The following is an 11,875-nucleotide window of genomic DNA, read 5'->3' on the forward strand; positions in this document are numbered from 1 at the left end:
TCGGCGGGTGACGTCGGGGAGTCCCGGTGTCGCGGCGCTCGGTAGGCTCGTGGGGTGAGCGTCACCACCCCCCTGCAGGCTCTGTCCGTCGACCAGCTGCGTCAGCGCAGCAGCACGAAGTGGCGCACGTACCCGGAGGACGTCCTGCCGCTGTTCGTCGCCGAGACGGACTTCGCACCCGCTCCGGCGGTCACCGCGACGCTGCTGCAGGCGGTGCAGCTGGGCGACACCGGTTACACGCCGCCGGACCCCGGCATCCGCGACGCGTTCGCCGAATTCGCGCAGCGCCGCTTCGGCTGGACCGTCGACCCCGCCCGGGTCCGAACGACCTGCGACGTGATGATGGGCGTCGTCGAACTCCTGCGGCAGGTCACCGCACCCGGCGATCGGGTGATCGTCACCCCGCCGGTGTACCCGCCGTTCTACGACTGCGTGCCTGAGGCGGGCGCCGTGATCGAACGCGTGCCGCTCGTCGACACCGGCGACGCGTGGCAGCTCGACCTGGACGGCATCGACGCGGCGCTGGCCGCCGGCGCTCGCGCCGTGCTGCTGTGCAACCCGCACAACCCGACGGGAACGGCCCACTCGCGAGAGAGCCTCGCGGCTCTCGCCGCCCTCGCCGAGAAGCACGGTGCGGTGGTTGTCAGCGACGAGATCCACTCCCCGCTCGTGAACCGCGGGGCCGTGTTCACGCCGTTCCTGGACGCGTCGCCCGCGGCGGCGCGGGTCGGGTACGCGGTGACGAGCGCCAGCAAGGCGTTCAACCTCGCCGGCCTCAAGTGCGCCCTCATGGTCACCGCCGACGACGCCACCACCGCGGTGGTGAACGCACTGCCCGCCGAGGTGGAGTGGCGCACCGGACTGTTCGGCGCCCTCGCCGGCGTCGCCGCGTTCTCGGCCGAGAGCGACGAGTGGCTCGAGGCGCAGCTGGAGACGCTCGACGTGAACCGCGTGCTGCTGGCCGAACTGCTCGCGGAGCACGTGCCGGCGGCCCGCTATCGGATCCCGGATGCCGGCTTCCTGGCCTGGATCGACCTCACGGACCTCGGCTGGGGCGACAACCCCGCGTCCAAGATCCTGCGCGAGGCGAAGGTCGCGCTGCACTTCGGTCCGCACTTCGGCGCCGAAGGCAAGGGACATGTGCGCCTGAACTTCGGCTGCTCTCCTGAGGTGCTGCGCGAGGCGGTGGAGCGCATCGGCGCGCTCGCGCGCTCGTGAGCGTCGGCACCGACACCGGCATCTGGAGCGCGCGCTACGTCTGGGTGACGATCGGCGCGATCGCGCTGATCTTCCTCGCGGCGATGCAGTCCCTCGCGGTCACCACCGTGATGCCCGTCGTGAGCGCCGACCTGAACGGCGACCGCCTGTATGCCGTGGCGTTCGCGGGCACGCTCGCCACGAGCGTCATCGGCATGGTGGTCGTCGGGGCATGGTGCGATCGCGGCGGTGTGCTCGCGCCGCTGTCGACCGCGGTGGCGCTGTTCGTCGTCGGCCTGGTGATCGCCGGCCTCGCGCTGACGATGCCCGTGCTCGTCGCCGGCCGGCTCGTGCAAGGACTCGGCACGGGCGGGCAGACCGTCGCGCTGTACGTGGTCGTCGCCCGCGTGTACCCCGGCATCCTGCACGGACGCGTGTTCGCGGCGTTCTCCGCCGCGTGGGTGGTTCCGTCGCTCATCGGGCCGTTCCTCGCCGGCGCGGTCGCCGAGTTCCTGCACTGGCGCTGGGTGTTCCTCGGCGTCGCCGGGCTCACGGTGGCGGCCTTCGTCATGGTGGTGTCACGTCTGTACGGACTGCCGCTGCACACTGACCAGCCCGCGACGGGCCGGATCGCGCCCCGCGTGGCCTGTGCCGTGGCCGTGGCCGTCGGCGCCCTCGGGCTGAGTCTGGCGGGAGAGCTCGGGGCATGGTCGTGGGCGGCGGTGGCGGCATCCATTCTCCTCATCGGGCTGGCGGCACGACCGCTGCTGCCGCGCGGCACGCTGCGTGCGGGGCGCGGGCTGCCGAGCGTCGTGCTGATGCGCGGGCTCATCGCGGGCGCCCTGTTCGGCGCCGAGATCTACGTGCCCTACCTGCTCATCGCCGAGGACGGCTTCTCGCCGACGTTCGCGGGGCTCGGACTGACCGCGGCCGCCCTCGCGTGGGCGGTCGCCGCGGATGTGCAGGGCCGTTTCGGCGACCGCATCGGCAATACGCGCATCACGCTGGTGGGCACGGCGCTGCTCGTCGCCGCGCTCGGGTTCGCGCTGGTGACGGCGCTGCTCGGGCTGCACCCGGCGGTGCTGATCGCCGGCTGGGGGCTCGCGGGCGCCGGGATGGGCCTCATGTACCCGCGGCTCACGGTGCTGACCCTCGCGTACTCGACGCCGCAGAATCAGGGGTTCAACTCGTCCGCGCTGTCGATCTCGGACTCGGTAGGGTCGGCGTCGTCGATCGCCGTCATGGGGCTGGTGTTCACCGCGTTCGCGGGCACGGGCGCGGGATTCCCGGCCGTGTTCGCGATCGCCGCGCTGCTGGCGCTCGGCGCGCTCGTGCCCGGACTGCGGCTGGGACATGCGCACGAGGCGGGGCGGTAGGAGGGTATGGGCGTAGGCGGGGCGCCGTGAGCCGGGGAGCGAGGTTTCGACTCGCTTCGCTCGCTCAACCTTGAGTCGGGCCGCATCAACGCTCCTTCGTCGCATTGATCCGGCCCGACTCAATTCTCCGCGCGGCCGAGCCTCCAGTAGCCCATGAACGCCACGGCGCGGCGATCGACGCCGCGCTCCGAGACCAGGTGGCGGCGCAGCGCCTTGATGGCGCCCGCTTCGCCGGCGAGCCACGCGTAGAGGCGTGCGCTCTTGAGCGCCGCCCCGCCCTTCGCGGTGCGCGGCACCTCCCACAGGATGTCGGTGTCGATGTCGACCTCTTCGACGTCGGCACCGGCGCCGGCAGGGGCGAGGCCGGCGGCCGCGTCGGCCACCGCCCCCATCAGATGTGCGTGGCGGTCGCCATGGCCGCGCGCGCCGATGCGGTACTCGAAACCGGGATGCCGCGGCAGGTACGCCGCGTCGTCCGTGTGCGGCAGCTCCACCGCGACCACTCCGCGGGCCTCGCGCGGCAGCTGCTCCAGGATCGCGGCGATCGCCGGTGCGGCGGTCTCGTCGCCGGCCAGCAGGATCGCGTCGACCTGCGCCGGCGGCACGAAGTCGATGCCGAAGCTGACGCCCTCGTGCGCGGTGGTGGGGGCGTAGATCAGCACCTCGTCGCCGACCTGCGCGCGGTCGATCCAGTCCGAGGCGGGGCCGAGCACGTCGTGCGACACCATGTCGACGTCGACCTCGCTGACGTCGTTGCGGACGTAGCGCGTGGTGTAGGTGCGGAAGGGCAGCCGCCGATCCTCTGGCAGCTCGCGCCACTGCGTGTACCAGTCGTCGCCGAGCGGCATCGCGTCCAGACCGAGCGTGCGCGTGGGGAAGACGATCTTGATCCGCTGATCGAGCCCGGGATCGCCGTAGTCGGCGAGATCGTCGCCCGCGAACGTGAAGCGGCGGAAGCTCGGCGTCACGTCGGCGATCGACGCGACCGTTGCGCGGAAGAAGCGGTTCGTCGGGCGGGCGTCGGTCATCGGAGGTCTCCTGTGGGGTCGGGTGCGTGGAGCGCGGCCGCGTCGACGTCTGCGCGCGAGTGATGCCGGCCGCGGGGGAGCACCAGGGGCGCGCCCGAGACCGGGTCGGCGATCACCAGCGAGTCGAGGTCGAACACCTCGCGCACGAGTTCGCTCGTCACGACCTCGGCGGGCGCCCCGTCGGCGACGAGCCGGCCCTGGCACAGCGCGAACAGATGGTCGGCGTAGCGGGCCGCGAGGTTGATGTCGTGCAGCACCATGACGATCGTGGTGCCGCGCGTCGCGTTCAGGTCGGCGAGCAGATCGAGCACATCGATCTGATGCGAGACGTCGAGGAAGGTCGTCGGCTCGTCGAGCAGCAGCACATCGGTCTGCTGCGCCAGCGCCATCGCGATCCACACGCGCTGGCGCTGCCCGCCCGAGAGCTCGTCGACGGCGCGATCGGCGAGATCGAGGACGCCGGTCGCGGCGAGCGCTTCGGCCACCGCCCGGTCGTCCGCGGTGGTCCACGAGCGGAAGAGCTTCTGATGAGGATGCCGGCCCCGGCCGACCAGGTCGGCCACGGCGATCCCCTCCGGGGCGACGGGCTGCTGCGGGAGCAGGCCCAGGGTGCGGGCCAGCTCTTTCGTGGGGATCTGATCGATGCGCTTGCCGTCGAGCAGGACCGCGCCCTGCTGCGCCGGCAGCAGCCGCGAGATCGTCTTCAGGAGCGTCGACTTGCCGCACGCGTTGGCCCCCACGATGACGCTGATGCGTCCCACCGGGACCTGCAGGTCGATGCCGTCGACGACCCTGCGCCCGCCGTAGCCGGCGACCAGGCTCTCGGTCCGGATGGCGTGGTGTGCGGTCATGACGATCCTCCGCGGCGGCTGGTTCGGACGAGCAGGTAGATGAGGTACGGCGCGCCGAGGATGCCGGTGATGACGCCCACGGGGAACTTCGTGTCGAAGGCGAACTGGCCGAGCAGGTCCGCGGCCAGCACGAGGACCGCGCCGGTCAGCGCCGCCGGCAGGATGACGGACGTGCCGGGGCCGACGATGCGCGCCGCGATCGGGCCGGCCAGGAACGCGACGAATGCGATCGGGCCCGTCGTCGCCGTGGCGAAGCACGCGAGCGCGACCGCGGCGACGATGAGCACGACCCGGGTCCGGTCCACCCGCACGCCGAGCGCTGTCGCCGAGGCGTCGCCGAGTTCGAGCGCGCCGAGGTCGCGCCCCCGGAGCAGGACGACCGGCACGAGGACCGCGACGGCGATCGCGAGCGGCGGCACGTCCTCCATGCGCGAGCCGTTGAGGCTGCCGGTCATCCAGCGAGTGGCGACGGCGAGGTCCCACACCGCGGCGCGCAGCAGCAGGAACGCCACGACCGCGTCGAGCATGGCGCCCACCCCGATGCCGATGAGGATGAGCCGGCCGCCGGTGGCGTCGCCGCCGCGCGCGGTGAGATAGATCACCGCCGCTGTGCCGACGCCGGCGACCAGGGCGAGGGCCATGGTCGCTCCGCTGCCCCAATGCAGGACCACGAGCGCGAAGACCGACGCCGCGCTGGCTCCCGCGGTGATGCCGATCACGTCGGGGCTCGCGAGCGGGTTGCGCAGCATCGTCTGGAAGGTGGCACCGGCCACACCGAACGCGATGCCGGCGAGCACCCCGGTCAGCGCGCGGGGGAGGCGCAGCGTGCCCACCGTGAACGACGCGCCCGGCACCTTCTGGCCGGTCAGCACCGCGAGCACGTCCGACAGCGGGTAGACGGTGTTGCCGAGCATGAGCATCGCGCCGAACAAGGCGACGAGCACGACGGCCATGGTCCACAGCGCGATGACCCTGCGCCGACGGCGGCGCAGCCGGCCGCTGCGGACCTGATCGAGGTGCGCGTCGGTGACGTGCGAGAGCACCGTGGTCATCACATCCCCCTCAGTCGCGTGCGGCGGGCGATCGCGATGAGCACCGGTGCCCCGAGGAACGCGGTGATGATCCCGGCCTCGACCTCGCCGGGTGCGCCGATGACGCGCCCGATGGTGTCGGAGAGCGTGAGCAGGACGGCCCCGCCCAGAGCGGACAGCGGCAGCAGCCACCGCTGATCGGAGCCGACGAGAAGTCGCACGGCATGGGGGACCATGAGACCGACGAAGCCGATGGGCCCCGCGACGGCGGTGACGGCGGCGCAGAGGGTGACGCCCGCGACGGCGGCGACGAGGCGGATCCGTCCGACGTGGACGCCGAGGCCGACGGCGACGTCGTCGCCGAGCGCGAGCGCGTTGAGCGACGTGGCGCACAGGAGCGCGATGACGACGCCCACGGCGATCACGGGCACGACGATGCCCATGGTCTCCCAGTCGGCGCGGCCCACGTTTCCGATCTGCCAGTAGCGGAACTCGTCCATGACCGCCTGGCGGGGGAGCAGGATCGCCGCCACGAGCGACGACAGCGCGGCCGTGGTCGCCGCGCCGGCGAGCGCGAGCTTGATGGGGGTGGTGCCGCCGGGGCCGACGGAACCCACGAAGTAGACGAAGAAGGCGGTGACGAATGCGCCGACGAGTGCGAGCCCGAGGTAGCCCAGCGCACTGGAGGTGCCGAGGAACGCGATGCCGATGACGACGGCGAGCGCGGCGCCGGTGTTCACGCCGAGGATGCCCGGATCTGCCAGCGGGTTGCGGGTGATCGCCTGCATGAGCGCACCCGCGAGGGCGAGCGCGGCGCCGGCGAGCAGCGCCAGGACCGTGCGCGGCACGCGGCTCTGCACCGCGATGGCGCCGATGTCGGCGGCCGTCTCGCCGCGCAGCCACGACGCGATGCCGTCGACGATCTGCGCGACCGACACGGGGCGCGACCCGAACGACAGCGACACCACGACCGCCAGGACGACGGCGACGATCGCGACGACGAGCACGGCCACGCGACGCCGCGCGCCCACCGGACGGGTGGACGCGCGGCGCGGCGCGATCAGGGTGTCGGTCACTGCACCTTGGCGGCAGCGGCCTTCAGGTCGCCGACGTACTGGTCGAGGACCCACGGGATCGACAGTGCGGTGGGGCTGACGGCGGCGCTGTACGCGTCGCCCTCGCCGACGGCGACGACCGCGCCGGCCTGCACGGCGGGAAGCGTGCTCCACAGCGGGTCGGCCTGCAGAGCGGGCAGCAGCGTCTCGTCGCCGTAGGCGACGATGACGTCGACGTCGGCCAGTTGGTCGGCGTTCTCGGCGCTGTAGTCGAGGTAGAACGATCCCTCTTCGGCGGCGTCGACGGCGACCTGCGGCAGCGCGAAGCCGAGGTCGCCCAGGAACGCGGTCCGCGAGTCGCCGCCCGTGTACAGCGACACGGTGGACAGGTCGGCGGGCGACATGTAGAAGAACGCGGCGCTCTTCCCGTCGAAGCCGGCGTCCGCCGTGGCGTCGGCGATCTGCTGCTCGAGGTCGGCGACGAGGGCGTCGCCCTCCGCCGCGAGGCCCAGGCCTTCGGCGTTCAGCGTGATCTGGTCGCGCCACGGCGTGAACCACGGGATGTCGGGGTACGACACGACGGGCGCGATGGCGCTGAGGGTGTCGTAGTCCTCCTGGCTGAGATCGGACTGCGCGGCGAGGATGACGTCCGGCGCGGTGTCGGCGATCGCTTCGAAGTCGATGCCGTCGGTCGTGTCGAACAGGGTCGGCTGCTCGGCGCCGAGCTCGTCGAGCTTGTCGCTCGTCCACTCGTACACGCCGGGCTCGGAGGCTCCGCTCCACGCCCAGACCTGCGTGTCGCTCCCGACCGGGACGACGCCCAGTGCGAGGGCCACGTCCTGGTTGCCCCACGCGATCGTGGCGACGCGTTCGGGCTGCGCGTCGATCACCGTCTCGCCGAGGGCGTGCTCGATGGTGATCGGGAAGCCATCGGCCGCGGCGCCGGCGTTGTCGTCGGCGCTGTCCGCCGCGGCGCTGGAGCACCCGACGAGGGTGACGGCGGCGACGGCGATCGTCGCGAGGGCGGCGGCGGGGCGGGGCAGGCGCACAGAATCCTCCGGAAAGTTAGGTAAGGGTGCCCTTAGATGGGCGGGGTAAGGCCAACCTTACTCAGCGGTTTCCCAGATCGCGAATCCAACGCGTCATCGAACGACGAGAACACGAAAGCCCCGGTCGTACGACCGGGGCTTTCGTGAAGGGGATACCGCAGGCCGCGGCATCCCGTCATTCCTTGGTCTTGTCGACGGCGCGCACGAGCGCCCATGCACCGGGGATGATCGCCGCGGCGAGGGCCGCCTTGACGAGCCCGCCGACGATGAACGGGAGCAGTCCGGCCTCCAGCAGCGCGCCGAACGAGTAGTCCAGGCCCATGACGCCGTTCAGGATCATCGCCATGTAGGGGATGCCGAAGACGAACGGTACGGCGCTGGCGATCGCGAAGCCGATGAACGCGAGCCACGGCTTGCGGTCCCACGCGCGCTCGGCGAACCAGCCGGCCACGAACGCCGAGACGATGAAACCGATCACGAAGCCGAAGCTCGGCTTGCCGAGGGCGGCGACCGTGCCGGTGAATCCGGCGAAGACCGGGAGCCCCGCGAGTCCCGCGAGCATGTACGTGGTCAGCGCCGCGGCGCCGCGCCAAGCGCCGAGAGCGGCGCCCACGACGATCACACCGAGTGTCTGGCCGGTGATGGGGACGGGCCACAGCGGGATCTCGACCTGGGCGAGCAGCGCCACGATCGCCGCTCCGGTGATGACCAGGCCGGCATCGAGGGCGAAGGCGCGGGCGCGCGAGGACGGGCGGGCGATGACGTCGGCGAGCACGCGACGGGTGCCGGCGGAGGCGGCCGGGGCGGCGGCGATGGATGACATGGCCTCAGCCTAGGGGGCCGGATGTGCGGATACTTGCACGCGGTCCACCAATGAACGGACGATCCGCTGTCCGCCCTCTACACGAGCCGGTGCGTCGGCGCGGGCGAGCCGGAGCGCTCCGGCGAGCAGCGCGACGGCGATCGTCGCCGTGATGACCGTGGTCCCCGCGACAAGCAGCATCGCCACCGCCGCGGTCCCCGCCAGCACGCCGAGGCCGGCGCGCCGGCCCGAAGACGTGAGCGGCGGCGGGGTCATCGCCTCCACGCGCGCGGCCACGACCACGACCGCCGCGGTGACGGCGAGCGCGAGCGCCAGCCACGCCGGTCGTGTGAGCCACCACAGGCCGCTGTCGACGGCGGGGAGCGGCATCCCCGTCCACAGAGCCGACGCCGCGGTGAGTCCCGCGAGTCCCAGCAGGACGGGCATGTGCCACAGGTAGACCGTCATCGCGCGCGGTGTGACGAAGTCGGTGACGCGACGGACGACGGGTCGATCCGCGAACCGCGCGATCGGCTCGCGCAGCAGCGAGAACAGGGCGGTGTGCACGACGCCGACCAGCAGCAGCGCCGTCGTGGGCGGGTTGATGTTGGCGACCAGGTCGGGGGAGTGGATGCCGCTCACGAACGACGCCGCGAGGGCGGCGACCGCGCCGATCGCCGCGATCGTGCGGGCCCGCCGCGACAGGGCGTCGATGCGGCCGTCGGCGAGGAAGAACCCCAGCTGCTGCAGTGCGAGCCAGACGAACGCGAGGTTGAGGAACCCCAGGCCGTCGATGCCGGACTGCATCCGTGCCACATCGACACCGGTCGCGGCGATCGTCAGCGCGGCGATCGTGGCGTACGGAGCGCGCTCGTGCAGCCGCAGCAGCGCCGGGACGAGCGCCTGGCACACCAGGAACACCCCGAGGAACCACAGTGGCTGCCCGAAGCGGAATCCGGCGAGCGCCACGAGGTCGGCGGGCACGCCGGCCGAGGCGAGCAGCGCGAGCAGCAGGCCGACGATCCCGATCGTGACGATCGCGGGACGCAGCAGGCGCTGCACGCGTCCCGCGACGAACCCGACCGCGTCGCCGCCGCGCTCACGCGCACGGCGGTAGGCCGTCGCGGCCGAGAAGCCGCCGATCACGAAGAACAGCGGCATCACCTGCAGCACCCAGCTGAGCGGCACGACCCACCACGTCCCGTCGCTCGCGTTGACGAACGACGGCACGCCGCCGGTGACGGCGACGCCGACCATCATCGCGTGCAGCATCACGACGCCGGCGATGCACGCGGCGCGGACGAGATCGACGGCGCGGTCCCGGCTGCCGGAGCGGGGAGTGGATGCCGCAAGCGCGGCCCGTGCGATGGTCATGGCTCCTCCTCGGAACGTCTGTTCCGGAAGGCTAGAAAGCCGGTGGCGTCGCAGACATCGCCCCGGGGTGCCGTCCTCGACTCACCCCGTGGGGTGAGACGCGGCCCGTCAGCCGGTCATGCGGCCGGCTCGACCAGCCCCGCGTCGTACGCGAAGATCACGGCCTGCACGCGGTCGCGGGCGCCGAGCTTGGCGAGCACCTTGCCCACGTGCGTCTTGACGGTCTGCTCGGAGATGAACAGTTCCGCGGCGATCTCGCCGTTGGAGCGGCCGCGGCCGATGAGGGTCAGCACTTCGCGCTCGCGCTCGGTGAGCTCGTGCAGCGCGGCGGCGGCCGATCCCGAACGGGGGCGCCGTGCGGCGAAGTGCTCGATCATGCGACGGGTGACGCTCGGGGCGAGCAGGGCGTCGCCCGCGGCGACCACGCGCACCGCATGCACGAGGTCCTCGGGCAACGCGTCCTTCAGGAGGAATCCGCTGGCCCCCGCTTCGAGGGCGTCGTAGACGTAGTCGTCGATGTCGAACGTCGTAAGCATGAGGATGCGCGGGACGTGCGCGGCGGGGTACGAGGGACCCAGGATGCGCCGGGTTGCGGCGATCCCGTCGAGCTCGGGCATGCGCACGTCCATCAGCACCACGTCGGGGTTCAGCCGGGTCGCGAGCGCGACCGCCTGCGCGCCGTCGGCCGCCTGGCCGACCACCCGCACATCGTCCTGCGCGTCCAGGAGCGCGGCGAAACCGGCCCGCACCATCGCCTGATCGTCGGCGATGAGGACGCTGATCGTCACAGGGGCTCTCCGTCGGTCGGGGTGTGCGGGTCGGTCGGGGCGTGCGGGTCGGTCGGGGCGTGCGGGTCGGTGGGGCTGTGCGGGTCGGGCGGCATCGGCGGGACGGGCAGCACCACCGCGACCGTCCAGCCGCCGTCCGGATCCGCCGCCGCGTCCACGCTACCGCCGACGAGGGCGGCACGCTCGCGCATGCCGACGAGGCCGTGGCCGCGCGATGCGGCGCCGGCCGGCGCGGTGGGCGGTGCGGCGTCGGGGGCGGCGGAGGGGCCGTTGCGCACGACGAGGCGCAGGGCGACGGCATCCACCTCCACCGAGAGCGCGATCGGCGCGCCCGGGGCGTGGCGGACGGCGTTGCTGAGCGCCTCCTGCGCGACGCGGAAGGCGGTGATGCCGACCGCATCGGGAACGGGCGGGAAGGATGCCGGCAGCGCGGCTTCCACGTCGGCACCGGCGCGGCGGACGCTCTCGACGAGGGCAGGGATGTCGCGCAGCCCCTGCTGGGGAGCGAGTTCGGCGGTCTGGTCCTCCGTGCGCAGCACGCCGAGCAGGCGCCGCATCTCGGTCAGTCCGGTGCGGGCGGTCTGCGCGATCTCGTCGAACTCGCGGGCGGCGTCCGCGGGCAGGTCCGGCACGCGGTAGCGCGCGGTCGAGGCCTGCACCTGGATGAGCGACATGCCGTGGGCGACCACGTCGTGGAGCTCACGGGCGATGCGCGTGCGCTCCTCGACGACCTGGCGTCGCGACTGCTCCAGTGCAGTGAGCTCTCTCTCGCGGGTCAGCTCGGCGCCCACCCGCAGCCGGCTCGCCACGAGGACCGCCACCAGGTAGATCCCGCCGACCACCGCAGTGGTGACGATGAGGGTGTTCGCGCTCGGCACGGCGGGGTAGACGGCCGCCGCGACCAGGCCGGCGAGGCTGCCGAGCCCGAACTGCGCGAGCCCGAAGCGCCAGCCGTGCTCGAGCGTCACCGCCGCGACCATCACCGCGAAGGCGAGGAGCATGGGCACCGACCACGGGAACGGCGCTGTCGCGGCGACCGCCGCCGGCACGGTCGGAGGGAACAGCAGCGCCGCGGCGGTGAAGAGGGCGATCGCGCTCTTCGGGAACCGCACCGAGAGGACCGGCGCGGTCACCGCCGCCGCGCCCACCAGGATCGCGAACGGGACCGGGACGAGATAGGCGGCCGCGTGCACGGGCACCAGCACGCTGAACAGGACGAGCGCGATCGCCGAGAGTACGGCGATCATCCACCCCCGCCGGTCGTTCGGCCAGGCTGGTCTCGTGCGCCGTGCGGGCGAGTGCGCGGACTTCACTGCCACGGGTG

Annotated in this window: 11 protein-coding genes; 2 read left to right on the forward strand and 9 right to left on the reverse strand. The window is 72.7% G+C overall.

Features of this window, described 5'->3' with window-relative positions; genetic code table 11:
• The first annotated feature begins 54 nt into the window (after nt 1-54).
• Nucleotides 55-1,218, forward strand: a complete 1,164-nt coding sequence (locus IF188_RS03830; RefSeq protein ID WP_191170472.1) for a MalY/PatB family protein — start codon at nt 55-57, stop codon at nt 1,216-1,218.
• Nucleotides 1,215-2,573, forward strand: coding sequence for an MFS transporter (locus IF188_RS03835; RefSeq protein WP_191170473.1), 1,359 nt, complete (start codon nt 1,215-1,217; stop codon nt 2,571-2,573). The genes IF188_RS03830 and IF188_RS03835 overlap by 4 nt, the downstream gene beginning before the upstream one ends.
• A gap of 119 nt (nt 2,574-2,692) precedes the next feature.
• Here IF188_RS03835 and IF188_RS03840 read toward each other — a convergent pair whose 3' ends face one another.
• From IF188_RS03840 to IF188_RS03880, 9 genes are all read right to left on the reverse strand, one after another.
• Nucleotides 2,693-3,601 (reverse strand): siderophore-interacting protein, encoded by a 909-nt coding sequence (locus tag IF188_RS03840; protein ID WP_191170474.1) that lies wholly within the window; start codon nt 3,599-3,601, stop codon nt 2,693-2,695.
• Nucleotides 3,598-4,452 carry an ABC transporter ATP-binding protein gene (locus IF188_RS03845; protein ID WP_191170475.1) on the reverse strand — a complete coding sequence of 285 codons (855 nt, stop codon included), beginning with the start codon at nt 4,450-4,452 and terminating at the stop codon, nt 3,598-3,600. Before IF188_RS03845 ends, IF188_RS03840 begins: the two co-directional genes overlap by 4 nt.
• Nucleotides 4,449-5,504: a FecCD family ABC transporter permease gene (locus IF188_RS03850; protein ID WP_191170476.1), complete on the reverse strand. Its 1,056-nt coding sequence runs from the start codon at nt 5,502-5,504 to the stop codon at nt 4,449-4,451. Before IF188_RS03850 ends, IF188_RS03845 begins: the two co-directional genes overlap by 4 nt.
• Complete coding sequence (locus IF188_RS03855) at nt 5,504-6,559, reverse strand: FecCD family ABC transporter permease (RefSeq protein ID WP_318152764.1); 1,056 nt, start codon at nt 6,557-6,559, stop codon at nt 5,504-5,506. The genes IF188_RS03850 and IF188_RS03855 overlap by 1 nt, the downstream gene beginning before the upstream one ends.
• A complete protein-coding gene (locus tag IF188_RS03860) occupies nt 6,556-7,587 on the reverse strand; it encodes an iron-siderophore ABC transporter substrate-binding protein (protein ID WP_318152765.1) in 1,032 nt (343 codons plus the stop codon). The genes IF188_RS03855 and IF188_RS03860 overlap by 4 nt, the downstream gene beginning before the upstream one ends.
• A 175-nt stretch (nt 7,588-7,762) precedes the next feature.
• Nucleotides 7,763-8,410 carry a biotin transporter BioY gene (locus tag IF188_RS03865; protein WP_191170477.1) on the reverse strand — a complete coding sequence of 216 codons (648 nt, stop codon included), beginning with the start codon at nt 8,408-8,410 and terminating at the stop codon, nt 7,763-7,765.
• 9 nt (nt 8,411-8,419) lie between these two features.
• Nucleotides 8,420-9,763 (reverse strand): acyltransferase family protein, encoded by a 1,344-nt coding sequence (locus IF188_RS03870; protein ID WP_191170478.1) that lies wholly within the window; start codon nt 9,761-9,763, stop codon nt 8,420-8,422.
• Between the two features lie 116 nt (nt 9,764-9,879).
• Nucleotides 9,880-10,551 carry a response regulator gene (locus IF188_RS03875; RefSeq protein WP_191170479.1) on the reverse strand — a complete coding sequence of 224 codons (672 nt, stop codon included), beginning with the start codon at nt 10,549-10,551 and terminating at the stop codon, nt 9,880-9,882.
• Nucleotides 10,548-11,870 carry a sensor histidine kinase gene (locus IF188_RS03880; RefSeq protein WP_191170480.1) on the reverse strand — a complete coding sequence of 441 codons (1,323 nt, stop codon included), beginning with the start codon at nt 11,868-11,870 and terminating at the stop codon, nt 10,548-10,550. The genes IF188_RS03875 and IF188_RS03880 overlap by 4 nt, the downstream gene beginning before the upstream one ends.
• Between the last annotated feature and the right edge of the window lie 5 nt (nt 11,871-11,875).

It is taken from the genome of Microbacterium helvum, assembly GCF_014779795.1.
Lineage (GTDB): Bacteria > Actinomycetota > Actinomycetes > Actinomycetales > Microbacteriaceae > Microbacterium > Microbacterium helvum.

What these genes read in the sequence shown, in the direction of transcription:
- IF188_RS03850 (WP_191170476.1), bottom strand. Translation starts at nt 5,504, where the DNA reads ATGACCACGGTGCTCTCGCACGTCACCGACGCGCACCTCGATCAGGTC.
- IF188_RS03840 (WP_191170474.1), bottom strand. Translation starts at nt 3,601, where the DNA reads ATGACCGACGCCCGCCCGACGAACCGCTTCTTCCGCGCAACGGTCGCG.
- IF188_RS03865 (WP_191170477.1), bottom strand. Translation starts at nt 8,410, where the DNA reads ATGTCATCCATCGCCGCCGCCCCGGCCGCCTCCGCCGGCACCCGTCGC.
- IF188_RS03870 (WP_191170478.1), bottom strand. Translation starts at nt 9,763, where the DNA reads ATGACCATCGCACGGGCCGCGCTTGCGGCATCCACTCCCCGCTCCGGC.
- IF188_RS03845 (WP_191170475.1), bottom strand. Translation starts at nt 4,452, where the DNA reads ATGACCGCACACCACGCCATCCGGACCGAGAGCCTGGTCGCCGGCTAC.